This is a genomic window from Tepidibacillus sp. HK-1, assembly GCF_001748485.2.
Classification (GTDB): Bacteria; Bacillota; Bacilli; order Tepidibacillales; family Tepidibacillaceae; genus Tepidibacillus_B; species Tepidibacillus_B infernus.
In genome coordinates, this window is sequence record NZ_BDGM02000011.1 from 58,072 (window position 1) to 84,589 (window position 26,518).

Consider the following 26,518-nt stretch of genomic DNA (forward strand, 5'->3'; position numbering starts at 1 on the left):
TCCTTTTTCCTAGAAAATTCCTGGAATATTTAAACCGCTGGTATATTTCCCTAAATCCTGTGCGATTAATTGATCAGCTTGCTTTAATGCATCATTAACCGCAGTCATCACCAAATCTTGAAGCATTTCGATATCATCAGGGTCAACTACCTCTTGTTTGATTTCAATACTAACAATCTCTTTGTGACCATTAGCCACAACTGTCACCATTCCTCCACCAGCACTGGATTGCACCGTTTTATTTTTCAATTCCTCTTGCGCTTTCTCCATTTGTTGTTGCATTTTTTTAACTTGTTTCATCATTTGATTCATATTTTTCATTTCTTTCGTCCTCCTAATCTTTGATTACAATTAAATCCTCTCCAAAAAGCTCAATCGCTTTCTTTACGATTTCATCATCTTCATCAGAATCTCCCTGTTCTTCCTGTAGGGATTGAGTACCTTCATCTTGGTTTTCTTCCAGGAAACGTTGCCAATCTTTTTGCATGATATTATAAATATGAAAAGGCTGACCTAAAACATCTAGAATGATCTGCTCAATTAATTGACGATGTGAAGGCTTATCTGTTGTATCGCGATGCATCATGTTTTTAAAAGAAATAACAATAGTGTCAGAAGAGATCGCAACTGGCTCCCCATCTACGAGCCAAGCATGTACCGTAATTTTCCTCTGTTTTACAGTCTGTAAAATTTTGGGCCACACTTGTAATAGCTTTTGATATCGTTCTTCTGAAAAAGAAGATTTCCATTGCAATAGACGTTTAACAACTTGCCCATTTGTTGGATGATGTTGCGAAGGTGTTATAGGTCTATGATCAACCTTTACTGTTTCAATAGCCTCTGCTTGGTGAATATGCTCTAGCTTACTTTCCAATTCTTTTATTTTGCTTTTTAATTCATCTAGTTCTTTACTATTTAACTGTCCGTCTTGATTTTGATGAGAGGTAGATACCTTAACTAAAGCTAGTTCTAAAATGATTTGTGATTGATTCGTCCATTTCATTTCATTTAAATATTGATTTAGCGTTTCAATCGTTTGGAATAACTGTTCATTGCTATAACTGTTTGCCACTTGGGAAAATTGATCATCAATCAATGGCTTTTCTTTGATTTGTTCAAGTGATGGTGCTGATTTATAGAGTAATAAGTCACGATAATAAAATAATAAATCTTCAAGTAATTTTTCTGGATCTTTTCCCTCTTGTAGTAATTGAGAAACTTGTTGTAATACATTTGTTGTTTCCCTTTTAAGAATACTTGTGGCTAACCGTGAAAATTCCTGATATGAAACTCTGCCAGTTACCCTTAACACATCTTCAACTGTAATTTCATCCCCACTAAATGCTAAAACCTGATCAAGAAGACTTAAAGCATCACGCATTCCACCCTCAGATTGCAAGGCTATCAACGATAAGGCTTCTTTTGTAATCTGATATCCTTTATCGTCAGAAATATAACTTAGTCTTCTAACCATCGCCTCGACAGAAACTCTTCTAAAATCGAATCGTTGACATCTTGAAATGATGGTTAGAGGCAATTTATGGGGTTCAGTTGTTGCCAAAATAAAGATAACGTGGCTAGGGGGCTCCTCCAATGTTTTTAATAAAGCATTAAATGCTTCTGTAGTTAACATATGAACTTCATCAATAATATAAACCTTGTACCTTGCCTCAGTAGGTGCAAACTTTACTTTTTCCCGAAGGTCTCTGATTTCCTCAACACCACGGTTAGAAGCAGCATCAATCTCCACTACATCCATATTAAAGCCCTTTGTGATACCTATACATGTTTTACATTGATTACAAGGTTCTTCTCTAGGCCCTAATTCACAGTTTACTGCCTTAGCAAAAATTTTTGCTGTACTTGTCTTTCCCGTTCCTCTTGGGCCACTAAAAAGGTAAGCATGGGAAAATCGGTTTTCTCTTAGTGCATTTTGAAGGGTTTGGGTTATATGTTCTTGACCTATAACGTCTTCAAATGTTTGAGGACGCCAAGCACGATATAACGCTAAATAGGCCATCTTCTACACCTCAATTTTTTATTATCTCATTCATTATACAAGTAAATATCGATCTTTTCAAAAGAAAAACCCTCGCTTTAAGCAAGGGAAATACTTTTAATGAAAAGGAAGGGAAATTTGGAAGGTTGTACCGAACCCTTTTGTTGAGACCCGAATAGATCCACCTAGATCATGTATGATTTTTTGGCAAATAGAGAGACCTAATCCCGTACCTGTAGGCTTCGTTGTAAAAAATGGCTCAAATATTTTATCTGCTATATAATTGGGAATTCCTGGACCGTTATCATGAATCGCAATCTCAACCCTTTTATTTTCCTCATCTATTTTTGTAGAAATATTCAATATTCCTCCCTCTGACATTGCCTCGATTCCATTTTTAGAGACGTTTAGAAAGACTTGTTTTAATAATTCAGAATCCGCAATAACCAGAGGTAAGGATTCCGTTAAATCATAGTTTACTTCAATACCATGTAATAAACCCTCATTTTGAATAATAGGATAAAGTTGTTTTAATACTGTATTGATATCAAGCGCTTGATAAATCACATCTTTAGGCTTACTTAATAATAGGATTTCATTTACCAATTTATTGATTCGTTCAATCTCTGATAACATGATATCAGTATATTCTATTTCATTATTAAGCTGATTTTTTATCAAAACTGTTTTTAATATTTGTAAAAAACCTTTGATGGACGTTAGGGGATTTCTTATTTCATGCGCAGTTCCGGCAGCGATTTGTCCGATTGTTGCCAACCGGTCACTTTGCCTAACCTGTTGTTCTAAAGACCTTAAATTAGTAACATCTTTAAAAATAACATAGGCTCCGACAATATGCCCCGTTTCATCCCTAATAATATTTGAATCGACTAAAAGGTCAAACTTTTGCTGGTTACTTGACCAAGCGATTGCCTGATTTTTTACAGTAATTCCATTTAATAATGTACGTTGTACAATTCGATGTTCATCAGGAACATCAAAAAATACCTCGTCAATCGATTTATTGACCACTTCATTCTTTGAAACATTTAATAACTTACAAGCTAAAGAACTAATCTCTACGATATGAAAAGATTGGTCAATCACAATAAGGCCAATATTAATATCTGATACAAAGTTTTCTGCAAAACGGGATACTAAGCTGGGATATCTTTCTTTGTGAATATCCAAAAAGGCGATTGCATACATTTTTGTTCCCTGCTTGTTTTCCCAAACCAAAACTTTACTATAACATGGTTTTCCATTGACATCCTTCCATGATAATCTTAAAGAATTTTCAGATCGGAACTTAGAAAGCTTCTTAATGAATTCCTCTGCTGTTCCTTCAAAATAAAGAAGTTTAGAAAAGGGTTGATTTAGAAGTTCTTCTTCACTATAGTAAGTAGCATGAAGTAAAATTGGGTTGATCGCCTTAATTAATCCATTTCCATCAATAATTAAATAGCCAATTGGAGATTCGTGTATATATTGGAGGAAATTCTCCCCATTCATATGTAATTTGAAATTTACATCCTTCATTCAATCCCCCCTTTTTATTTACTAATTCGACCTCACCTATTTAAAATCCTTCTTTTTCCAAAGTGATACTTTTCTGATATAAGGGGACAAAAAAAACACCTATCAAAAGGTGTAATTGATTGATTATATAGTAAAGCCGTGCACCTATTATTGAACATCCCATCCAAGCGAACTCATGTAGTTAGCTCAAGCTAGGCAACCCCACAACACACGAAAAATTCCACTTACCGCTGCTTCCTTCCGGACCTGACGGGGTTCATGGGTTTCCGTTGCGTAGGACCCAACTGTCAACACCACTTGCATAAGTCAGACCTTACATGGAGATGCCCGCTAATAGGAATTCAACCCCGCTATAGCGGATTGCGGGTTACAGGGCACCGCTACCTCCCCATCTAGCACGACAAACTTATTATTAAAATTTAGTGACCTTTAAAAGGTGCATATTTTATTATAACGATTCCTTCTGCTTTATTCAAGTGGAAATCAATGACTTAAGAGACAAATAAAGCCTCTCATTAATTGGAGGTTTCGGTTATCATATGTAACTATGGCGGAGAGGGTGGGATTTGAACCCACGGTACGGCTAATACCGTACAACGGTTTTCGAGACCGTCACCTTAAGCCACTCGGACACCTCTCCACTAACTTTGATATTTTAGCATCTTCATAAATTAATTTCAATAGGTAGAACAATTTACCATTTCCCAAAAAATTGTGCAATTAGAATCCCTATACCTAAAATCCACACGTAAATAGAGAAAACCTTTAAAGAACCTTTTTGAATAACCCTCAACATCCACTTTATGGCAAAATAACCGGACAAAGCAGCTGATAAAGTAGCAACTATAAGGGGAATCAGCCCAATTGCATGGAGATACTCTACCTCTTTACCACTGAATAATTTTAAACCTTGTAACACCACAGCACCTAAAATAGCAGGAATAGAAATTAAAAAGGAAAACCGAGCTGCTGTTTCTTTTTCGATACCACGGTATAAAGCTCCAGCAATGGTTAATCCTGACCTTGAAATCGCTGGTAAAATCGCTGCACCTTGCAAGGTCCCGATAATAAGGGCATCTTTATATTGGATATGGTCTATCTTCTTATGTCCTCTTTTCTTCGCAGTCTCAGCAAGCCATAAAATAAAACCAGTAAATAAAAATTCCCAGCCAACTGTAACCCCAGTTTTTGAAATTTCCTCAAAAAAATCTTCAAAGGTTAAGCCTATGATTGCGGTTGGAATCGTCCCTACTATAATTAAAAGTGCTAATTTACTAAATGGTTTTCTTAGTAATTGAATGATATCATCCCAAAAAACAACAAAAACGGCAACTAATGTTCCAAAATGTAACATTGTATCTAAAAATAAACCTGCTTCAGATAAGCCAAACAGATTCCTTGCCAGTAACAAATGGCCTGTAGAACTAACAGGTAAAAACTCTGTTAATCCCTGAATAATCCCAAGTATGATCGCCCTAATAAGCTCCTCCATAATTCCCCTCCAAGCCAACAAATAATACTTTTTCATCATACCTTATCTTATATATAAGGGACAAGAGGTTATGATTTAGAATCTTCTTTTCCTTTTCTTAAGTTTTTGAAAAAGATTTTTAAAAGATGGGCAGATTCTTCTTCTAAAACACCTGATTCAATAGAAACTTGATGGTTAAATCGTTCATCATTTAACAAATTTAATAATGATCCAGCTGCCCCTGCTTTAAGATCCTTTGCTCCATAAACGACTCGATCAACCCTAGACTGAATCAATGCACCTGCACACATCTGACAAGGTTCTAGCGTTACATATAAGGTACAACCATGTAAACGCCAACCGCCAAGTCTTTTACTTGCTTCTCTTATCGCAATGATTTCTGCATGAGCAGTAGGATCTTTTAACGTTTCCCTTAAATTATGTCCCTTCGCAATGATTGTGCCATCTTTAACAATCACCGCTCCTATTGGAACTTCTCCCAAGACTTCAGCCTTTTTTGCTTCAAGTAAAGCTTCTTTCATATATCCAATATCAGAATCAAGCATAGAATAGACACCTAACTTTCTATATATGGCTAACCAAAATATTTTATAATCGTGTACACTTTGCCAAAAATTCGTCAATATCTTTTGAACACTTTGTGAACTAATGAACAAAATTGTTGTATTCTTTTTCATTTCGTTTTATTCTTAGATCAAGAAGAAAATTATTCTTCTAAAAGCTAACTTGCTTAGCTTGCCTTAACTAAGGCCGCCTTACCTTCACATATACTTACTCCATCCTTTTGGGAGAAAGCTCCTAGACCAGCTTTTTCCCAATTTTTTTTTGTTTCTAAACTCTATTCACTCCACATTGTAAATCTTTTTTAAAAAAAATAAAAATCCTGTTACTTTTTATACCAAAACGCCGAATTTTTTCGGCGTTTTTTTTTTGAATATTCCATAAGCTAAGACCTTCAGAAATGATCTTCTCTCCTTAAACTTTATTCATAGAAGAGCACGGATGACGGAGTGTGATGGAATATACAAACCTTTTCTTAATTGATTGGGAAATAATTTTTAATTTTTGGAAATACTTAATATATTATTTTACTCATATGCATGATGTCGTACAATGTAAGTTGTTCGACAAAAACAAGGAGGAAAAATAAGTAATGCTGCCTCAAAAAATCATGACACCTAAGATCAATTACATTGATCGCATCCAGGAATATTCAGATGAACAAATCATCAGCATGTTCTTAACCACAACATGCCATCGTTCTCAGTACACACGTCGGAACTACAGCCGAGCTATTGACCAGTTCCGTCAATTTATTACTTTCAAACCATTGCGTCAAGTGACATGGCGGGAAATTGAAATGTATAAGATTGCCTTAGAGCAAGGGTTTTTGAGCAAGAGTTGCAAACCTCTAGCTCCTGCCGCCGTAGCCAGTCTCATCGCTCCGTTGCGATCCCTATATAAATGGGGAAGTGATTCCAATATCGGCGTTTTTTCTCATAATCCGACAACCTCTGTACATACACCTAAAGTGCCGATTAATAGCAAAAATCACTATCTGACCAAAAGAGAGATTACTTACCTGTTGCACCAACTAAAAAAACAAGGAGAACGTGATTATCTAATTGGTATCAGCCTTATCTTATTGGGACTGCGAGTGTCTGAACTAGTTTCTATTCAATGGGGACATTTTCATTCCGATCCGACGGAAACATCTATGTGGCTTACAGTGTTGGAAGGGAAGGGAGGAAAACAGCGTGAAGTTAAAGTGCCGCAAACATTGTGGAACATGTTGTCTCTTCACTTTCAACTACAAGGAAAATCTCAAGACCCGGATCAACGAATTTTCCCTCTCACGGTTAGACAAGTTGAGCGTATTATTCAAAAAGCTCGTGAAGAAAGCAACATACAGAAAAAAGTATCTCCTCATTGGTTACGGCATACTAATGCTACGCTAGCTCTACTTCATGGAGCTTCTTTGCAACAAGTTCAGGAGACCCTTGGACATGCCCAGATCACTACCACCCAACGTTATCTACATACCGTAGAACAAATGAAAAAAGCAGCGCCTGATTTCGTGGAAGACTACTTAAAAGACATCCTTTAGTTGCTAGATACAATTAAGTTATATATTTTCGTAGCCAATATTATTTTTATGGGGTATAATATGAAAAAATTATCTAATCGAGTCGTATTTTAATAAATAATGTCGAACAACTTACATTGTACGACATCCACAAAGATTATTTATACAAAATTTGAAATTATTTAGGAGTTTTAACAAATGAGAAAAAAGATTTTTTTGCTAACCCTATTTAAAAGAATCTTATTAATAAGAATAAATTATCTACGTATGAAGTTGGAAAAATACTTTGATCAGGAAAAAAGCTTCACACACCCAAAAGTTTATAAACTAAGCGCTAAATTAGATAAATATATTGTCCTATTTCAAAAGATAAAACAATAGTATTTATTTATTTCAGAAAGTGTGAGCTAGATGGAAATTAGTAATGAATTTAAAAAGAGGATTGCTACAACAAATCAAATTAAAGTATTAGAAGAAGAAATAAAGATCATTTTTCGCATTTTAAATAGTGAATATTGTCATTCAGAACAAAGATTAGAATTATGGATGAAAATAGACTTAATTGAAGAAAGGCTAAAACAGATTAAAGAAAAAAATTGTCATTTACCAACAAAAAAACAAGGATAAGGAGAAAACCCTTAACCCTTGTTGTAGTTATATTTTAAAATGGTGTGCCCGAGAGGATTCGAACCTCCGACCTGCAGTTTAGGAAACTGTCGCTCTATCCTGCTGAGCTACGGGCACAAATTATATAAAATCTAAATGTTATGGCGGAGAGGGTGGGATTCGAACCCACGGTACGCTCACACGTACGCTGGTTTTCAAGACCAGTGCCTTAAACCACTCGACCACCTCTCCATAACCATTAGGATGTCAACGAATAATATATTAACATACAGACAAAGGTTATTTCAAGTATTTTCCCTTTATTTTACAGTGCAAAAAAAGGATAACTACTCAATTAACAGTAGCTATCCTTTTATAATTATTTTGAGATTCGATCTCTACCACCCATGTATGGCCTTAAAATTTCTGGAATGATTACACTTCCATCCTCTTGTTGGTAATTTTCCAAAATAGCGGCCACTGTACGGCCAATCGCTAACCCTGATCCATTTAACGTATGAACAAATTCAGGTTTTGACTTTTTATCGCGACGAAAACGAATATTTGCTCTTCTTGCTTGGAAGTCCTCAAAATTACTTACTGAGGATATTTCTCGATACGTATTAAAACTTGGTAACCAAACCTCAATATCATATTTTTTGGCAGCGGTAAAACCTAAATCTGCCGTACACATGTTTAATACCTGATAAGGTAAGCCCAATAATTGTAATACTTTTTCTGCATTTGCTACTAGTTTTTCTAATTCATCATAGGATTCTTCAGGACGAACAAATTTAACAAGTTCTATTTTGTTAAATTGATGAAGCCGAATTAGTCCTCTTGTGTCCTTTCCTGCAGAACCAGCTTCAGAACGAAAACAAGCACTAAAGGCAGCATAATATTTAGGTAAATCCTCATTATCTAATATTACGTCTCGATGCATATTCGTAACAGGTACCTCAGCAGTAGGAATCAGGAAATAATCTGTATCAGAAAGTTTAAAAGCATCCTCCTCAAATTTAGGAAGTTGACCAGTTCCTGTCATGCTTGTCCGGTTCACAATATATGGAGGTAACACTTCTTCATATCCATGTTTTTCTACATGTAGATCTAACATAAAGTTCATCAAAGCTCTTTCTAATCTTGCCCCTAGTCCTTTATAAAAGACAAATCTGGAACCTGATACTTTTGCAGCTGTTTCAAAATCTAAAATTCCTAATCCTTCGGCTATCTCATAATGTGGCTTAGGTTGAAACTGAAATTGAGGTTTTTCCCCCCAGAAACGAATCGGTATATTGTCCGCTTCTGTTTCTCCGATCGGAACACTTTCATGAGGAATGTTTGGAATCCTAAGAAGAATATCTGTAAGTTGTTGATCAAGTTCCCTAATTTGATCATCTAACACCTTAATTCGATCTCCAACCTCTCTCATTTCAACAATAAGATGTTCAGCGTTTTCTCCATCCTTTTTCTTCTTAGCAACCTCTTGGGATACCGCATTTCGCCTACTTTTTAATTGCTCACTTTCTTGAAGCAATGATCTTCTTCTTTCATCCAACTCTGTAAATGCATCAATTTCGTTAATTTTTTCATTACGATGGGCTAAAGCCTGTTTTACTCTTTCTAAATCATTTCGTAATAATTTAATATCTAACATCTTAAAAACCTCCACTTAAATCAAATTACACTTTTTCCCATAAGAAATCCCAAAAAATAAAAAAACACCAATCCCCAAAAAAAGGGACGGTGCTTATGCTCCGCGTTGCCACCCTAATTGCCTTTCCATATCAAAAAATAATGAAAGGCCTCTTCATACAGTAACGGTGTTTCCGTGTTTTCCTACTTTCGATTTCAGAAAACCACTCAGAGACGGATTCTTTGATAATGTTGACCGGTTTGCACCTACCACCGACTCTCTAAACAACAAAAATCAAATACTAGTTCTCTTCATCGTTTTAATATTACATTTTTGTATTTAATAATTTACTACATTTCAAGCATTTATGCAAGAAAAAGGGAGGAAAATTCCCACCCTTTAATCTTTGTATTCTTTAATCATTTTTATAAAATATTGATGAACTCTTGGGTCAAGGGTTAATTCAGGATGAAAAGCAGTAACTAGAAAATGGTCTTGTCTAGCTGCGACGATTTTCCCTTCAAATGTTGATAAAATCTTAGCATTCTCTTTTACTTCCATAATATAAGGAGCGCGAATAAAAACTGCTTGAAAATCATCAGCAACCCCTTCAATTTGTAAAGCCGTTTCAAAGCTTTCTCGTTGACGGCCAAAAGCATTTCTTTCTACCTTGATATCCATTAAACCAAGATGTATATCTTCTATACCATTAATTTCTTTTGCTAATATAATCAATCCAGCACATGTCCCAAAGATAGGCTTTCCTTTATTAGCAAAATCCTTTAGTGCTACGTCAAAACCATACTTTTTGATTAACTTGCCGATCGTAGTACTTTCTCCACCTGGTATAATCATACCATCCAATTCAGCTAACTGTTCAACTTTTTTTACAGCAACTGCTTCTTCCCCTGACATTTCAATCATTCTCATGTGTTCTGCAATAGCACCTTGTAGTCCTAAAACTCCAATTTTCATTAAAAATTACACCTTCTTCTTCTAATTACCAACCGCGTTCTGCCATACGTTCATTTTGTAGTAATGAAGAAATTTCTATTCCTTTCATTGGATTACCTAATCCTTTTGAAAGTTCAGCCATTAGTTCATAATCGGTATAATGAGTTGTTGCCTCAACAATGGCTTTAGCAAATTTTTCAGGATTATCAGATTTAAAAATTCCGGAACCAACAAAAACTCCATCTGCACCCAATTGCATCATCAATGCTGCATCTGCAGGTGTAGAAATTCCTCCAGCAGCAAAATTAACCACTGGTAATTTGCCATTTTCATGTACATATAACAATAGATCGTATGGTGCACCTAGGTTTTTGGCTTCTGTCATCAATTCGTCTTTAGACATTCCTTGAACCTTGCGAATTTGACTCATCATCGTACGCATATGTCGTACTGCTTCCACAACATTTCCTGTCCCTGGTTCACCTTTTGTTCGAATCATAGATGAACCTTCGCCAATGCGGCGTAAGGCTTCTCCTAAGTCCCTTGCACCATTAACAAAAGGTACTGTAAATTCATTCTTATTGATATGGTAAACCTCGTCCGCTGGAGTTAATACTTCGCTTTCATCAATATAATCAACGCCTAATGCCTCAAGAATACGTGCTTCTACAAAATGTCCAATTCTAGCTTTTGCCATAACTGGAATAGACACTGCTTTCATGACTTCTTCAATAATTTGAGGATCAGCCATACGTGCAACACCACCTGCTGCACGAATATCTGCAGGAACTCTTTCCAATGCCATAACTGCCACTGCACCAGCTGCCTCAGCAATTTTTGCCTGTTCCGCATTCACAACGTCCATAATGACGCCACCTTTTTGCATTTCAGCCATACCACGTTTTACACGTGCTGTTCCTACCTCAACCATTTTCCTTTTCCTCCTAAAAATTCACAATTTATTTATCAATCAATTTTAATTCATCCTACCGAAAATAACAATCATTTTTAAAAAACTTCTACGGTTAAAATAAACCTTTAATTCCATCCACAATTCCACTAAAGATTCCACCGATAAGTTGTATAACCTTTCGAAAAAATAGACGTATTGCTCCAGCTTTTTCTACATCTTCCTCAGCAATTAAATCAACATTTCCTTTTGCTTGTATCGTTTCATTTAAGTAGGTATATTTTTCTTTCCCAGTATATTCAAAAGTAACATAACCCACTCGATCTTGGCTCTTAATTGGGGCTTCTAGCTTTTCATTATAAACGACTACTGGTTTATATAAATCCTTTTCCCCTTTTTTCATAAGAACACTTAAATTCTTTTTAAGGACAACAGGAACCTCAGTTTCTTTTCCTTTTTCAATCTTTGCTGTTTCAAACCCAGGTACCTTTTCTTTTGCTTTGATTAAATCTACTACTTCAAAGTTTGCAAACCCATAGTCTAACAATTTTTTTGTTTGCATAAAGCGCTCTTTTTCAGACGCAGTCCCTTGAACGACACTAATTAGTCTCATTCCATTTTGCATTGCAGTTGCGGTAAAATTGTATCCTGCTTGAGAAGTATGTCCTGTTTTTATACCGTCAACCCCTTGAACTAAGTTGCCATAAACAAGGCCTGGTAGCATAAAGTTGAAGTTTGGCAAAGTCATTTCATTAGGTTCGCCCTCACGAAACTTAATTCTTGGGGTACTGTTAAATTCTATGCTTTCTGGATAATCATTAATTAAGTGCCACCCTAAAATAGCTGCATCTTTGGCAGACATCACTGTTTCTCCTTCAACGGTTGGCGCATATTGTCCTAGCTCATCTTTAGGGTAACCTGTTGATGTAGAGAAATGAGCAGTTGTCATTCCTAACTCTTTGGCCTTTTCATTCATCATCTGAACAAAATTGGTTTCAGAACCAGCTAAATGTTCTGCAAGCGCAACAGTTGCATCATTCGCAGAGTAGACCGTCATCGCATACATCAATTCTTTTACCGTACGTTTTTCCCCTAGAGCAAGGAAAACACGCGAACCGCCACCTACACCAAGCCAATGGGCATAATCACTTGCAGTGACAACATCATCCCATTTTAATTTACCAGTTGCTATCTCTTCTAAAACCAAATATTCTGTCATCATTTTTGTCATACTAGCAGGTGGTAAGGGTTCATCGGCGTTTTGCTCATATAATATTTTCCCTGAGATTGCATCGATTAAAATCGCCGATTTAGCTTGAATATCAAGATTTGCTTGAGCAAAAGCCTTTTGTTGTAAAGATCCAAAAAACGGAAAAATAAGTGCGACAATGATCAATAGTGATAGTACTTTCCTATGCTGTTTCAAAATGACACCTCCGTTTAAATTTCACAATCATTATTTTATCACAGGGCTTTAAACGAAAAAAGATAGAGAAATGTTTCCCTATCCCCATTCATAACATTTTCCAATAAATTTATTTAAAGAGTTGAATAGTTTGGCGATTCCTTCGTAATTTGCACATCATGAGGATGGCTTTCTTTTAGTCCTGCCCCAGTAATACGAATAAATTGACCATTTTCTTTGAGTTCTTGAATGTTTTTTGTTCCACAATAACCCATACCTGCACGTAACCCACCAACTAATTGATAGATTGTATCTGCCAAAGGTCCTTTATAAGCCACTCTTCCTTCAATTCCCTCTGGAACAAGTTTAAGAATATTTTCCTGAAAATAACGATCTTTACTTCCTGCATTCATGGCCCCTATTGAACCCATTCCACGATAAACCTTGTATCTCCTTCCTTGATAGGTTTCAAAGTCGCCAGGACTTTCATCTGTTCCTGCAAGGAGACTACCTAACATCACTGCATCCGCTCCAGCAGCGATAGCCTTTGTAATATCACCAGAATATTTAATTCCACCATCTGCGATAATGGCAACTCCATATTCCCTTGCAACTGTGGCGCATTCATAAACTGCAGTAATCTGAGGTACACCAATACCTGCAACGACTCTTGTCGTACAAATTGATCCTGGTCCAATACCTACCTTTACCACAGATGCACCAGCTTCAATTAAATCCTTTGTTGCTTCTCCAGTTGCTACATTTCCAGCAATAATCACTAACTCTGGATAAAGTTTCCTCAATGTCCGCACAGTATCCAAGACTCCTTTTGAATGACCGTGGGCGGTATCAACCACTAAAACATCTACTCCTGCCTCAACTAATGCTTTGGCCCGATCCAAGGTATCCCGACTAACCCCTACTGCTGCTCCTACAATCAATCTCCCTAATTCATCTTTAGCTGCATTAGGGAATTGGATTGCTTTTTCAATATCTTTAATTGTGATGAGGCCTTTTAACTTGTTATTTTCATCAACCAATGGTAATTTTTCAATACGATATTTTTGCAAAATTTGCTTTGCTTCATCCAAACTTGTCCCGACTGGTGCTGTAATTAGATTTTCTTTGGTCATTACTTCATTGATGTCTAACGAGTAATTTGTGATAAAACGCAAATCCCGGTTCGTTAAAATCCCAACAAGCTCTCCTCGCTCATTCACAATAGGTACACCAGAAACCCGGTATTTTGACATCAATTCTTCTGCATCTGCTACTTTATGAGCAGGAGTTAAGAAAAAAGGATTTGTAATTACCCCACTTTCAGACCGCTTGACTCGATCCACTTCTTCTGCTTGCTGTTTGATGGACATATTTTTATGAATAATCCCCAAACCACCTTGTCTAGCCATTGCAATGGCCATATTGGCTTCTGTTACTGTATCCATCCCCGCACTAATAATAGGAATATTTAATTTAACTTTACCTAAATTCGTTGAGACTGTAACGTCTCTAGGTAGGATTTCTGATTTAGCAGGGATCAAAAGAACATCATCAAATGTTAATCCTTCCCGCGTAAACTTCGTTTCCCACACACTCGTCAACCTTCCTTCTAGTCATTTTCCATGAAAAATATATTATTGCAAGTTTAACAAAGGTGATTTGAGGTGTCAATAATGATAAATTATTACGCTTTGTGGCAAAATATTGTAAAACAGGAATGATAGAGGTTATGATGAAAAATAAAAGACATATTTATAGCGAAAATCCATCCCAAAAAATGTGGGATACCTTTGTATTTTTTGAAAACGAACCGACTGTAAAACAATTTCTGCAAGATACCTATGAGCAAAATCAAATCAAGGATACATACAAATTTGCTTTTCAAAATACCTCAAAATTTATTTATTTTATCAAACAAGCAAAAGAATATTTTTATTCTGCAGATAAGAGCAATATCTTGGTAAAGCCCCTACTTATCTATTATGGCATGATGAATTTAATGAAAGCATTTATTTTAACAAAAGACCCTAGTTATCCAAGTCATACAGGTGTTTTAAGACATGGAATTACCACTAGAAAACTTAAAAAAAATCAATATCAATTCCATGACGATGAAATTAAGGTACAGAAAGAAGGGTTGCTTCCTCTTTTTTACACTCTTCTTACTAACCATCCAGTTGAAAAAATCGAAGGGAATAAATACAAAATTAAAGAACTTCTTTCTTTATTGCCTGAATTACGTCATAGTTATCAAAGGATCTTTAAAGAGCAATTATTGTTTCCTATCAAATTAAATCAAAAAGATCACGAAATTTACCTTTCTGTTTCAAAAAACTTTTTAGACTTTTACCAGCATGATCTAGCAAGGTTGACTTCTGAACTAAATCAATATAAACCTCATAAGGATTATCAATTCTATACAAGCAAATCTGAGCAAATGAATCAGATTCAAATTGGAGTAAATCTTGATAAGGATATATTCAAATCAAAAGATCCTTTTCAGGGACATCCTATGTTTACGATTGATTATAAAGGATACTACTATTTACGACCCTTTCAAGAAAGTCGTTTTTTGCTTCCGGAAACAATCATCGACTATATGATAATGTACAATTTAGGAATGTTATGTCGTTACGAAACAGAATTATGGGGGGACATTATTTTTTCTTTCTCATCAGAAGATATGTACTTGATCAATGAATTTGTAAATATTACTTTACGCACATTTCCAAATAGGATATTAAATGATTTATTTAGAGAGATCATCATTTTTGATTTTGTTTAAATACTTCTTTAATATACAGATTTATGTCTTGAGCCAAATTAATGATTCCTTCCCTTGTTTTTATCATTGGCCTTGTTGGTGAATTCTGATCAATATAAATAATGTCACCTACCATTCCATTACTTAAAATAACTTTATTCCCTATTGATAGGTTGACCATATGCTTTGCAAAGGTTCTAACGATGAAGGAATTCAACTTTTGATAACTTTCATTAAGAAGATGATCAATGACAAGATATGGTGAATATTCTGAACGATAACTACGCTTAGAAATCATTGCATGAAAGATATCTGCAACGGCAACGATTTTAGCATAAAAATGGATTTGTTGTTCTTTAAAATGTAAAGGATAACCACTTCCGTCTTCTCTTTCATGATGTTGTAGTACGGCTAAATGTGTTCCTTTACTAAGCCCCATTGTATGATTTAACATTTTATATCCATAAAATGTGTGCATTTTAATCTCTTCGTATTCATAAGGAACTAACTTATTTTTACTATATAAAATATGACTAGGAATGCGACTCATTCCAATGTCGTGTAAAATACCTGCTAAAGCAAGTTGGATCCACTCATTTTTCTCGAGACCAACCCATTTCCCAATCGCATAAGAAAGTAAGCTTACAGATAATGCATGATGACTTGCGTATTTAGTAAAATCGCTAGAGTCTGATTTTAAGTTTATAAGATACTTGGGATTAATATATTGATCTTGAAGAAGTGGATATAAAGCTTCTCTAATTGCCATAATAGGAATAGATGCATTCCCTTGTGCATTTTTTAATACGATATCTATCACTTTTAACGCATTTTTAAAATAGGTATTAAAATCGTCAATTGGGTTTAATTGATTTTTGGTCTTATTTGCTACTTTTTCTTGATTTTCTTTTACATCAGATTCCTGATCGATTTCAACCTTTGTAATTCCAAATGCTCTTAATATTTCTTGATCCCTTTCCTTTAAAATCGTTCCCTTTTTAAAAATAATCCCTCCCAATTCACTATATATATCTTGGCCTAAGATCATTTGATCTTGAATGAGATCGATTGTGATTGTTCTCATTGCATAAATTCCCCTTTAATCTATTTTCTATATTTTAGCATATATAGAAGAAAAACAGGATGGATTCCACCCTGTTTTAACTTTTATTCATCTTCTTCATTTTCCGTATCAGCTGTATCATTGGAATGAATCCGTGCAACAGTAGCGACAGAATCATCTTCACTAATATTGATTAGTCGGACACCTTGAGTATATCGGCCAATTAGCGAAATGTTATCTATATTTAATCTAATCACCATTGCACTTGTAGTAACAATCATTAAGTCATCTTCTTGAGAAACAACTTTTAATCCTACAATATTTCCATTCTTTTTAGTTACATTAAGGGTCTTAATCCCTTTTCCACCACGGGATTGGCTACGGTATTCAGATGCTGGTGTCCTTTTGCCATAACCTTTTTCTGTTACGATTAACACATCTAGGTCATCTCGAATAATATCCATGCCAATGACTAAATCATCTTTACTTAAGTCGATTCCTTTGACCCCTGTAGCACTTCTTCCCATTGTTCTTACATCTTGTTCAGAAAAACGAATGGATTGACCTAATTTTGTACCAAGGATGATTTCTTGATTTCCATCAGTCAATTTAACACCAATTACCTCGTCTCCTTCTTTTAGATTGATCGCTATGAGTCCCCCTTTTCGAATATTTTCATAATCTGTTAATTGGGACTTTTTGACCACCCCAGAAGCTGTAGCAAAGAATAAATGATGATTGGAAGTATATTCTTTTATAGGGAAGGCTGCGTTAATTTTTTCCCCTTGTTCAATTTGAATCAGGTTGATAATTGGTGTTCCTTTTGCGGTTCTACTCAATTCCGGTACTTCATAAGCCTTTAAACGATATACCTTTCCTTTGTTCGTAAAAAACATAATATAATGATGGGAATTCGTAATAAATAAATGTTGGACAAAATCATCTTCTTTCGTTCCCATCCCAGTTACCCCTTTACCCCCACGTTTTTGGCTACGGTAGGTTGAAATGGGTAATCTTTTAATATAACCCTGATGAGTGAGCATAACGACAACCTCTTCTTCAGGAATCAAATCTTCAGCTTCTAACTCATCATGATCAATCGTGATTTTTGTCCTTCGTTCATCATTGTATTTATCTTTAATCTCTATTAATTCTTCACGTATAATCGTTAAAATCTTCTGTTCATCTGCTAATATCGCACGTAATTCAGCAATCTTAGCCATCAATTCTTGATATTCATTTTCAATTTTTTCTCGTTCTAAACCAGTTAAACGTTGTAATCTCATATCAAGAATAGCTTGGGCTTGGATTTCCGATAGTTCAAACTTTTCGATTAGACCTCTTTTTGCTTCGTCTGTCGTTTGTGAAGAACGAATTAAAGAAATAACAGCGTCTAAATGGTCGAGAGCAACTCTTAACCCTTCTAAAATATGAGCTCTAGCTTCAGCCTTTTTAAGGTCAAATTCTGTTCTTCTGCGAATAACCACCCTTTGATGGTTTAAATAATGTGTTAAGGTTTCTTTTAGATTTAATACCTTAGGTTCTCCATTAACTAATGCTAAAACATTGATACCAAAGGTCGTCTGTAATTGGGTTAATTTATACAAATTATTTAAAACGACATTCGCATTCACGTCTCTTCGTAATTCAATCACAATTCTTAGTCCATTACGATCTGATTCATCCCTTAAATCGGTAATCCCATCTATTTTTTTATCCCTAACCAGTTCAGCTATTTTCTCAATCAATCTTGCTTTATTCACTTGGTATGGGATTTCTTCAACAATAATCCGGCTTTTACCATTATTCATTTCTTCAATAAAGGCTTTTGCCCTTATTGTGATACTACCTTTACCTGTTTGATAAGCCTTACGGATTCCTTCCCTTCCTAGAATAAGACCACCAGTTGGGAAATCTGGACCTTTAATAATCTCTATCAATTCTTCGATTTCGACATCTGGGTTCTCTATAATTTTTATAACCCCATCAATCACTTCACCTAATTGGTGAGGAGGAATATTCGTTGCCATCCCCACTGCAATCCCTGCAGATCCATTCACTAACAAATTAGGGAACCTAGCTGGTAAAACTAATGGCTCCTTTTCAGAACCATCATAGTTATCTCCAAAATCAATAGTTTCTTTGTTAATATCCCTTAATAATTCTGTCGATATTTTTGACATACGAGCTTCCGTATAACGCATAGCTGCTGCAGAATCACCGTCAATTGACCCAAAGTTTCCATGACCATCAACGAGTAAATAGCGATAAGAGAAGTCTTGTGCCATGCGTACCATCGTTTCATAGACTGCAGAATCACCATGGGGATGATATTTACCTATAACTTCCCCTACAATCCTAGCAGACTTTTTATGTGGTTTATCTGGTGTCATTCCTAACTCATTCATCGCATAAAGGATTCTTCTATGCACTGGTTTTAAGCCATCTTTTACATCAGGAAGAGCACGACTTACGATAACACTCATCGCATAGTCGATAAAGGAGCTTTTCATTTCTTGACTTATATTTACTTCTTTTATTCTTGCATTTGATTCAAGCATGCTTTACCTCCATCCCCTTTGTTTAAATATCCAAATTCCGAACATATCTAGCATGTTCTTGGATAAATTCTCTTCGGGGTTCAACTTTATCTCCCATTAGTGTCTCAAAGATCCCGTCCGCATCAGAGGCATCTTGTAAACTAACTTGTAATAATGTTCTACTTTCTGGATCCATCGTCGTTTCCCATAATTGGGTTGGGTTCATTTCTCCTAAACCTTTATAACGTTGGATTGTGGGTTCAGGTCGATTACCTAATTCTGTTTTTATCTTTTCTAATTCTCTATCACTATAAGCGTATCGAACTGTTTTTCCTTGTTGGATTTTATATAAAGGTGGTTGAGCAATATATACATAGCCATTTTCAATCAATTCTTTCATATACCTGAAAAAGAAAGTTAAAAGAAGTGTGCGAATATGGGCACCGTCTACGTCAGCATCTGTCATAATAATGATTTTATGGTACCTTGCTTTGGAAATATCAAAATCATCACCTATTCCAGTACCTAACGCCGTAATCATTGCTCTAATCTCTTCATTTGCAAAAATCTTATCTAATCTAGCTTTCTCTACATTGATAATCTTTCCTCGTAGAGGTAGGATTGCTTGAAAATGACGATCTCGACCTTGTTTTGCAGAACCACCAGCTGAATCACCTTCTACGAGATATAATTCACTAATCGCTGCATCCTTACTAGAACAATCAGCTAATTTCCCAGGTAATGAACTAACTTCCAGTGCATTTTTCCTTCTTGTTAGCTCTCTTGCTTTTCTAGCAGCATCACGGGCTCTCGCAGCAAGAAGTGCTTTTTCAATCACCTTTTTTGCTACAGATGGATTTTCATCTAGAAAAGTGGCAAATTTCTCAGCAAATAGAGATTCAGTAATCCCCCTTACTTCACTGTTCCCTAGCTTTGTCTTGGTCTGACCTTCAAATTGAGGATTTGGGATCTTTACACTAATAACTGCAGTTAACCCTTCTCTGGCATCATCACCAGTTAAATTTGCATCTTGATCTTTTAGTAAATTATTCTTTCTAGCATAGTCATTTAGTACACGGGTTAGAGCGCTTTTAAATCCCGATTCATGGGTTCCCCCTTCATGGGTGTTGATATTATTTGCAAAGGACAAAATGTTACTAGAATAGCTGTCATTGTATTGTAGGGAAATTTCTATTTCAATTTGATCTTTTGATCCTTCTACATAAATTGGATGGGGATGAAGAACTTCTTTATTTTTATTAAGAAACTCAACGAATGAATTGATTCCACCATCAAATTTAAAAGATTCCTGTTTATTTTCGTTTCTTTCATCAATAAGGTCTATACGAATCCCTTTATTTAAAAAGGCAAGCTCCCTGATTCGGGTTTTTAAGGTATCATAATTAAATTCGGTTGTCTCTTGGAATATTTCAGAATCTGGTTTAAAAGTTACTGTTGTTCCTGTTTCGTTTGTTTCTCCTATTACTTTTAAGTCAAATTCTGGAATTCCACGGTGATAGCGTTGTAAATGGATCTTTCCCTCTCTTTTTACTTCTACTTCTAACCATTCTGAAAGAGCATTTACTACTGAAACCCCAACACCATGTAATCCACCAGAAACCTTATAACCTTCACCACCAAATTTACCACCAGCATGTAATACAGTTAATGCTACTTCTACTGCTGGCCGTCCCATCTTAGGATGAATTCCAACAGGAATACCCCTACCATTATCTATAACTGTTACACTATTATCTTGATGTACAACCACAGTAATATGATTACAGTATCCTGCAAGAGCTTCATCAATACTATTATCGACAACTTCCCATACTAAATGGTGCAATCCTCTTTCACTTGTTGACCCTATATACATCCCAGGTCTTTTACGAACTGCTTCCAAACCTTCTAAGACCTGAATTTGACTTTCATCATAATTATGTTGTTGTTTTGTTAGCATTTGCACACCTTCCATTCTTACTACCTATTTTTCTTTAATCGTCACTTTTGTGGGTTTTCTTAATGAGGTTAAAAGATCGTGTTTGCTCTTTTTAATAACGTTAAAGAAGAAATAGGAGAGTAATACATTTTATCTGCCGTGACCACAAGGGATTTACTTCCTTCAGTTGTTATTTTAACCACATTGTTTTTATTCTCTACTTGTGCAATAAAGGAATGAAGTTTTTTCTTTCTTTTAGCAAAATGACTAATATCTAAGATTGCCACAATTTCTTTTGTCTTGACAACTATATCTCCACCAATATGCATAAACATAAGGTTTCACCTCGATTCTTAGGAAATAAGACCTTGTTCCACATAAAAGATAGAAGAACGTTTTAATGTATTGATGTTAATTCCTTCTGTACTTGTTGTTGTAATCATGGTTTGCACTTTATTTTCAATCGTTTGAATTAATTGAGTTTGTCTTTTTTGATCTAATTCTGAAAGAACATCATCCAATAATAAAACAGGGTATTCTCCTATTTCATCATGAATCAGTTCTATTTCAGCTAATTTGAGAGACAAAGCGGTGGTACGTTGCTGGCCTTGTGAACCAAAGGACTGAACATCAATTTGATTGATAGAAAAATATAAATCATCACGATGTGGACCAATCAGACTAGTCCCCCGAAAAAGTTCTTGTTTTCTTATTTTTTGTAATCTTAAAGTGAACTGATCACTCATATCTTGTACATCAATATTACCTAATTCTAAAGGAAATGAAGGTTTATAAAGGATAGATAACTCTTCATTTTGATCAGTAATTCCTGCATGGATTTCTTTAGCCCATTTTTCTAAGTGTCTCAAAAAATACAATCTCTTGGAAATGACTTTTGAACCATATTCAACTAATTGTTGATCCCAAATTTCCAATAACTCTAATTTATTCTTTTCATTCTTGGTAAAATCCTTTAATAAATTATTTCTTTGTTGAATGATTTTTTGATATTGGGATAAATGGTATAGATAGGAAGGACTAACTTGTCCAATTTCAACATCGAGAAATTTCCTACGATATTGAGGACTTCCTTTTACTAATGTCAAATCTTCTGGTGCAAACATAATTACATTGAATGCACCTATATAATCACTTAATTTACGTTGTTCTAATTGATTGATTTTTGCCTTTTTCCCTTTAGAAGTTAGCTGCATTTCCAATTTTAATGAGTTTCTTCTTGTTTGAATCGTTCCTTTAATAACAGAAAAAGATTGGCCCCATTGGACCAATTCCTTTTCTTTTGAAGTTCGGTGGGATTTAGCTAAAGCTAAGACATAAATGGCTTCTAAGATATTTGTTTTACCTTGAGCATTATTCCCCTGAAAAATATTGATTTGATGGTCAAAATGAAGATTTAAATCTTGATAATTACGGAAATTTTTTAATTGGAGATGCTCAACAAACATCACATCTCCTCCCTTAAGATGAATATTTGATCTGAAATTTACCAATTTGTTCAATGGAAATTATATCATCAGGATGTAATTTCCGACCTCGTCTTGTTTCTTTTTCTCCGTTTACCTTAACTTGATGTTCTATTAAAAATATTTTTGCATGTCCACCTGATTGAATCACATCGACCATTTTAAGAAATTGTCCTAAAGTTATATATTCGGTATCAATCAATACCTCATTCATCACAACTTTCTCCTTTAATAAGTTCTTACTGGCAAAATGAGTTGTAAAATTCGATGATGTTCAATTGGTTTAATCACAAATGGACTTAATGCGCCTGTAAATTCAATTTGAACTTCTTCACTGTCAATCGCTCTTAAAGCATCTAGCATATATTTTGCATTAAAGGAAATTTTGACTGGCTCACCTTCTATATTTTTTACTTGTAATTGATCAGTAACATTTCCAACCTCAGGTGAATTAGAAGAAACTTCGATTAAAAGATTCTCTATATTTGTAAACTTAACGATATTTTTACCATCTTTAGCTAATAAAGAAGCTCTTTCAATTGATTCTAATAATTCTTTCGTTTGAATAATGATTTTTGTTTTATATTTATCTGGAATAATTCTAGAAGTATCAGGATAAGTACCATCCAATAATCTTGATAAAAATAAAACATGATTCATTTTGATTAAAATTAGATTTTCATTGACGATGATTTCAACAGGTGTCTGAGTATCATCAAGAATTTTACTTAATTCACTTAGAGATCTACCTGGAATCACTACATTTTGAAAAGATAGGTTTGTTAAGCTTTCAACCGTGGCTTCTCTAACAGCTAAACGATGAGAATCAGTTGCAGTAAATTTTAAAACTTGGTTTTCTAGATTCCATAACACACCTGTTAAAATGGGTCGACTTTCTATGGTTGAAACAGCAAATTGAGTTTGGCGAATCATCATTTTTAAAAGATCGCTAGGAATCGTAAATACATGTTCTTCTTCGTCGATGATTTGTGGTAAGTTTGGATATTCCTCAGCATCAAAACCATTAAGTCGAAATTCAGAAGAACCTGATTTAATTATTATTGTAAAATGATCAATCACTTCAAATTCAATCATTTCTCCTGGTAACTTTTTAACAATCTCCAAAATATATTTTGCTGGGATTACAATTTTGCCTGGTATAATCAATTGTACCCATTCTTCTCCATTTTCCACTAGAGGAATAAGAACTTGAATAGAAATATCAGAATCACTACCAGTAATGATTAACCCTTTTGTTCCAATATCAAATTTGACCCCTGTTAAAATTGGAATTGTTGTCTTTGATGAAACAGCTTTTTGAACATGTTGAAGTGCATTAACCAACTGATTTTTATGAACAAAAAAATGCATGATTAACCTCCATCATTGGAATTTATGGCCTTCATTATACATATATTTATTAATTTATAAAAAATAATAGTTATAGTAATAATACTTGTGAATATGTGAATAATTGAAATAAGGCTAACGGAATTAAAGAAATCCACATGTGGATAAGCTGTAAATAAATCTGTCATATTTATTCACAGAATAACATAAACTAATTAGTTATGGTTCTTAATTTTTTCTATTAAATTGGTTATCGTTTTTTCTAAGTCTGGATCTGTTTTTAATTGTGTAGATACTTTTTCATAAGCATGAATCACAGTAGAATGATCTCTACCTCCAAATTCCTCTCCTATTTTGGGTAGAGAATAGTCTGTGAGTTCTCTAGTCAAGTACATTGCTATTTGTCTAGGAAAAGCTACAGCTTTTGTTCGTTTTTTTGCCTTTAAATCTTCTAATTTCAGACTAAAATGCTCAGCTGTATTTTTTTGAATGTCATGAATTGTAATGACTTTAGGCTTAGAGGAAGGAATAATGTCCTTTAATGCCTCAGAAGCTAAGTCAACACTCATATCTTTGTTGATCAAGGATGAGTATGCAACAACACGAATCAAAGCTCCTTCTAACTCACGGATATTTGTATTGATCTGATTAGCAATATAGATCATGACTTCATTAGGAATATCTAAATTCTCTGCCTTTGCTTTTTTTCTAAGAATTGCAATCCTTGTTTCTAAATCCGGTGGCTGAATATCAGTAATTAAACCCCATTCAAATCTAGAACGAAGACGATCTTCTAAAGTAGGGATTTCTTTTGGAGTTCGATCGCTAGAAATAATAATTTGTTTACTTGCTTCATGCAAAGCATTAAAAGTATGGAAAAATTCTTCTTGTGTTGATTCTTTTCCAGCTAGAAATTGAATATCGTCAATAAGTAAAATATCAATATTTCGATACTTGTTGCGAAATTCAATGGTTTTATTATCACGTATCGAGTTAATGAATTCATTTGTAAATTTTTCTGATGAAATATATAACACTTTAGCTTTTTCATTATGCTGAACAACATAGTGCCCAATTGCATGCATTAAATGAGTTTTCCCTAATCCTACTCCGCCATATATAAATAAAGGATTATATGCTTTAGCAGGAGCTTCAGCAACTGCGAGTGATGCTGCATGGGCAAAGCGGTTTCCAGCCCCAATCACAAAGGTATCAAATGTATATTTTGGGTTTAATAAGGATTTTGTATGGGCATCCTCTTCATCAAAATTTGAAGGTTTAACTTCTTTAGGTGTCGGAGATACTTGATCTAGATGAATATCAGATGCAGATGGTGGAATAACAAACTTAATATTTAGTTTTTCACCGATTACTTCAAACAAGGTATCTTGGATCAGACCAGAGTACCTAGACTCCAACCAGTCCCTAGCAAACTCATTTGGAGCAATAATTGTGAGATCATTATTGACTAAAGAAGAGATTTGTGTTGATTTTAGCCAAGTTTCAAAGCTAGGTTTACTTAATTTTGTTTCAATTATAGATAAGGCCTTCTGCCATAAACTACTTAATTGCTCCACGATGTCCCTCCTCTGTATTTCTTTTTTCCACAGAGTATTATGAATAAATGTGGATAAAAATAATGTCGTAAGAGCACAAAAATTAGCGATATAAGTAAAAAATAATCACAAGATGTGAATAAAAAATCCACAACCATGGATAACTGTCCACAATTTTATCCACAGATTGTGAATATGTATTTTATCAAAGGTAAATATCCACTAGATATATTAACACAATAATATCAGATAAAACCTAGATAATCAATGGTCTTATCCAACTTATCCACAATCACAATAATTAGTGGATAGCGGTTATTCACAACACAATATTTTGTGGATAAGCTGTGTGAAAAATGTCGAATAAGAACATGTGGATAATTTTACTTATCGACATGAAGAAATAAAAATCCTATTCTTGACAAATCTCTTTTATAGTTGATAAACTATTTAAGAATGTCTTTCATAAATTTTGATCCTCAAGGGGAGGTGTTATAGATGAAACCAACATTTCAACCAAATGTTCGTAAAAGAAGTAAAGTACATGGATTCCGTAAAAGAATGAGCACTAAAAATGGCCGTAAGGTTTTAGCTGCACGTCGTAGAAAAGGAAGAAAAGTATTATCTGCATAATAGGCCACAGATTAGTGGCCTTTTTTCAATTGAAAGAAAATATGTTTACGTTACTTTATCGAAAGATTAGTTTAATTTAAGATTCAGAATGTGTTAGAATAGGTTTATTATGAGGAATAATTACCCATACTTTCACTTAGTTATATCTTGTTTTGTGAACGTATTCATCTATTTGTATGGGGGTTTCTTTATTTTGCAAAAAGAGCTACGCTTAAAAAAAAGAGAAGATTTTAAAAAAGTATATACATATGGAAGATCTGTTTCTAATCGTGAATTGGTATTATACATGATGGATCAACCCAAGGCTGAACCTTATCGTTTTGGTATCTCGGTGAGTAAAAAGGTTGGTAATGCCGTGATCAGGAATCGGGTTAAACGTTTAATAAAAGAAGCGATTCGTTCCCTTTTGTTAAAATATGAAATAAAAAAGAAAAAGGATTATATTATTATTGCAAGGATTCCAGCAGCTCAGATGGATCTTACCCATTTTGAGAGAAGTCTTAAACATTTATTTAAAAAAATGAAAATCATTGAAACAAATGATTAAATCATTTATTTATAT

The 26,518-nt window shown here is 34.6% G+C and carries 24 protein-coding genes, 3 tRNA genes, 1 other RNA gene and 1 other annotated feature; of the genes, 6 read left to right on the top strand and 22 right to left on the bottom strand.

Features of this window, described 5'->3' with window-relative positions:
- Positions 1-9: 9 nt before the first annotated feature.
- The 7 genes from BEN26_RS07340 to tadA all read right to left on the bottom strand — a co-directional run bounded on the left by BEN26_RS07340 (position 10) and on the right by tadA (position 5,575).
- A complete protein-coding gene (locus BEN26_RS07340) occupies positions 10-321 on the bottom strand; it encodes a YbaB/EbfC family nucleoid-associated protein (RefSeq protein WP_068726994.1) in 312 nt (103 codons plus the stop codon).
- A gap of 13 nt (positions 322-334) precedes the next feature.
- On the bottom strand, positions 335-2,020 hold the full coding sequence (dnaX, locus tag BEN26_RS07345; protein ID WP_069797875.1) for a DNA polymerase III subunit gamma/tau: 1,686 nt from the start codon (positions 2,018-2,020) through the stop codon (positions 335-337).
- Positions 2,021-2,116: 96 nt separating this feature from the next.
- On the bottom strand, positions 2,117-3,538 hold the full coding sequence (locus BEN26_RS07350; RefSeq protein ID WP_084818719.1) for an ATP-binding protein: 1,422 nt from the start codon (positions 3,536-3,538) through the stop codon (positions 2,117-2,119).
- A gap of 136 nt (positions 3,539-3,674) precedes the next feature.
- An RNA gene (gene ffs / locus BEN26_RS07355) (signal recognition particle sRNA large type) lies at positions 3,675-3,939 on the bottom strand.
- A gap of 147 nt (positions 3,940-4,086) precedes the next feature.
- Positions 4,087-4,178, bottom strand: a tRNA-Ser gene (locus tag BEN26_RS07360).
- Between the two features lie 54 nt (positions 4,179-4,232).
- A complete protein-coding gene (locus tag BEN26_RS07365; protein ID WP_069797873.1) occupies positions 4,233-5,030 on the bottom strand; it encodes an undecaprenyl-diphosphate phosphatase in 798 nt (265 codons plus the stop codon).
- A 68-nt stretch (positions 5,031-5,098) separates the two neighbouring features.
- Positions 5,099-5,575: a tRNA adenosine(34) deaminase TadA gene (gene tadA / locus BEN26_RS07370; protein WP_068726987.1), complete on the bottom strand. Its 477-nt coding sequence runs from the start codon at positions 5,573-5,575 to the stop codon at positions 5,099-5,101.
- 608 nt (positions 5,576-6,183) lie between these two features.
- Between tadA and BEN26_RS07375 the strand changes: the two genes are divergently transcribed.
- The 3 genes from BEN26_RS07375 to BEN26_RS07385 all read left to right on the top strand — a co-directional run bounded on the left by BEN26_RS07375 (position 6,184) and on the right by BEN26_RS07385 (position 7,743).
- Complete coding sequence (locus BEN26_RS07375) at positions 6,184-7,137, top strand: tyrosine-type recombinase/integrase (protein ID WP_069797871.1); 954 nt, start codon at positions 6,184-6,186, stop codon at positions 7,135-7,137.
- A 177-nt stretch (positions 7,138-7,314) separates the two neighbouring features.
- Positions 7,315-7,497, top strand: coding sequence for an aspartyl-phosphate phosphatase Spo0E family protein (locus BEN26_RS07380; RefSeq protein ID WP_068726985.1), 183 nt, complete (start codon positions 7,315-7,317; stop codon positions 7,495-7,497).
- 30 nt (positions 7,498-7,527) lie between these two features.
- Positions 7,528-7,743 carry a hypothetical protein gene (locus BEN26_RS07385; RefSeq protein ID WP_069797869.1) on the top strand — a complete coding sequence of 72 codons (216 nt, stop codon included), beginning with the start codon at positions 7,528-7,530 and terminating at the stop codon, positions 7,741-7,743.
- Between the two features lie 40 nt (positions 7,744-7,783).
- Here the strand turns inward: BEN26_RS07385 and BEN26_RS07390 are convergent.
- The 7 genes from BEN26_RS07390 to guaB form a co-directional block, all read right to left on the bottom strand.
- Positions 7,784-7,860, bottom strand: a tRNA-Arg gene (locus tag BEN26_RS07390).
- A gap of 24 nt (positions 7,861-7,884) precedes the next feature.
- Positions 7,885-7,974 (bottom strand) — tRNA-Ser (locus BEN26_RS07395).
- 127 nt (positions 7,975-8,101) lie between these two features.
- On the bottom strand, positions 8,102-9,379 hold the full coding sequence (serS, locus tag BEN26_RS07400) for a serine--tRNA ligase (protein ID WP_069797867.1): 1,278 nt from the start codon (positions 9,377-9,379) through the stop codon (positions 8,102-8,104).
- A 79-nt stretch (positions 9,380-9,458) separates the two neighbouring features.
- Positions 9,459-9,682: a binding site (T-box leader), on the bottom strand.
- Between the two features lie 75 nt (positions 9,683-9,757).
- Entirely contained in the window at positions 9,758-10,333 is a 576-nt protein-coding gene (gene pdxT, locus BEN26_RS07405) for a pyridoxal 5'-phosphate synthase glutaminase subunit PdxT (RefSeq protein WP_069797865.1), read from the bottom strand.
- A gap of 25 nt (positions 10,334-10,358) precedes the next feature.
- Positions 10,359-11,243, bottom strand: coding sequence for a pyridoxal 5'-phosphate synthase lyase subunit PdxS (gene pdxS, locus BEN26_RS07410; protein ID WP_068726977.1), 885 nt, complete (start codon positions 11,241-11,243; stop codon positions 10,359-10,361).
- A 94-nt stretch (positions 11,244-11,337) separates the two neighbouring features.
- Entirely contained in the window at positions 11,338-12,648 is a 1,311-nt protein-coding gene (locus BEN26_RS07415) for a D-alanyl-D-alanine carboxypeptidase family protein (RefSeq protein ID WP_255421872.1), read from the bottom strand.
- Positions 12,649-12,761: 113 nt separating this feature from the next.
- Complete coding sequence (gene guaB / locus BEN26_RS07420) at positions 12,762-14,219, bottom strand: IMP dehydrogenase (RefSeq protein ID WP_069797861.1); 1,458 nt, start codon at positions 14,217-14,219, stop codon at positions 12,762-12,764.
- Between the two features lie 140 nt (positions 14,220-14,359).
- On the opposite strand from guaB, the gene BEN26_RS07425 reads away from it, so the two are divergent.
- Positions 14,360-15,412: a YaaC family protein gene (locus BEN26_RS07425; RefSeq protein ID WP_069797859.1), complete on the top strand. Its 1,053-nt coding sequence runs from the start codon at positions 14,360-14,362 to the stop codon at positions 15,410-15,412.
- On the opposite strand, the gene BEN26_RS07430 is transcribed toward BEN26_RS07425, so the two are convergent.
- The 8 genes from BEN26_RS07430 to dnaA all read right to left on the bottom strand — a co-directional run bounded on the left by BEN26_RS07430 (position 15,393) and on the right by dnaA (position 25,344).
- Entirely contained in the window at positions 15,393-16,475 is a 1,083-nt protein-coding gene (locus BEN26_RS07430; RefSeq protein WP_069797857.1) for an HD-GYP domain-containing protein, read from the bottom strand. The two genes, BEN26_RS07425 and BEN26_RS07430, sit on opposite strands and share 20 nt — an antisense overlap.
- Positions 16,476-16,558: 83 nt before the next feature.
- Positions 16,559-19,015: a DNA gyrase subunit A gene (gene gyrA / locus BEN26_RS07435; protein WP_069797855.1), complete on the bottom strand. Its 2,457-nt coding sequence runs from the start codon at positions 19,013-19,015 to the stop codon at positions 16,559-16,561.
- Between the two features lie 22 nt (positions 19,016-19,037).
- Positions 19,038-20,954 (bottom strand): DNA topoisomerase (ATP-hydrolyzing) subunit B, encoded by a 1,917-nt coding sequence (gene gyrB / locus BEN26_RS07440; protein ID WP_181482234.1) that lies wholly within the window; start codon positions 20,952-20,954, stop codon positions 19,038-19,040.
- A 68-nt stretch (positions 20,955-21,022) separates the two neighbouring features.
- On the bottom strand, positions 21,023-21,268 hold the full coding sequence (gene remB / locus BEN26_RS07445; RefSeq protein WP_068726962.1) for an extracellular matrix regulator RemB: 246 nt from the start codon (positions 21,266-21,268) through the stop codon (positions 21,023-21,025).
- 18 nt (positions 21,269-21,286) lie between these two features.
- Positions 21,287-22,399 carry a DNA replication/repair protein RecF gene (recF, locus tag BEN26_RS07450; RefSeq protein ID WP_069797853.1) on the bottom strand — a complete coding sequence of 371 codons (1,113 nt, stop codon included), beginning with the start codon at positions 22,397-22,399 and terminating at the stop codon, positions 21,287-21,289.
- Between the two features lie 13 nt (positions 22,400-22,412).
- Positions 22,413-22,631: a S4 domain-containing protein YaaA gene (gene yaaA, locus BEN26_RS07455; protein ID WP_069797851.1), complete on the bottom strand. Its 219-nt coding sequence runs from the start codon at positions 22,629-22,631 to the stop codon at positions 22,413-22,415.
- Between the two features lie 14 nt (positions 22,632-22,645).
- Positions 22,646-23,788, bottom strand: a complete 1,143-nt coding sequence (dnaN, locus tag BEN26_RS07460) for a DNA polymerase III subunit beta (RefSeq protein WP_069797849.1) — start codon at positions 23,786-23,788, stop codon at positions 22,646-22,648.
- Between the two features lie 194 nt (positions 23,789-23,982).
- Positions 23,983-25,344: a chromosomal replication initiator protein DnaA gene (gene dnaA / locus BEN26_RS07465; RefSeq protein ID WP_069797847.1), complete on the bottom strand. Its 1,362-nt coding sequence runs from the start codon at positions 25,342-25,344 to the stop codon at positions 23,983-23,985.
- A 477-nt stretch (positions 25,345-25,821) separates the two neighbouring features.
- Here dnaA and rpmH point away from each other — a divergent pair, with 477 nt between their 5' ends.
- The gene (rpmH, locus tag BEN26_RS07470) at positions 25,822-25,956 is read left to right on the top strand and encodes a 50S ribosomal protein L34 (RefSeq protein WP_068726955.1); all 135 of its coding nucleotides are present in this window, start codon (positions 25,822-25,824) and stop codon (positions 25,954-25,956) included.
- Positions 25,957-26,149: 193 nt separating this feature from the next.
- Complete coding sequence (rnpA, locus tag BEN26_RS07475) at positions 26,150-26,503, top strand: ribonuclease P protein component (RefSeq protein WP_069797845.1); 354 nt, start codon at positions 26,150-26,152, stop codon at positions 26,501-26,503.
- Positions 26,504-26,518 lie beyond the last annotated feature (15 nt).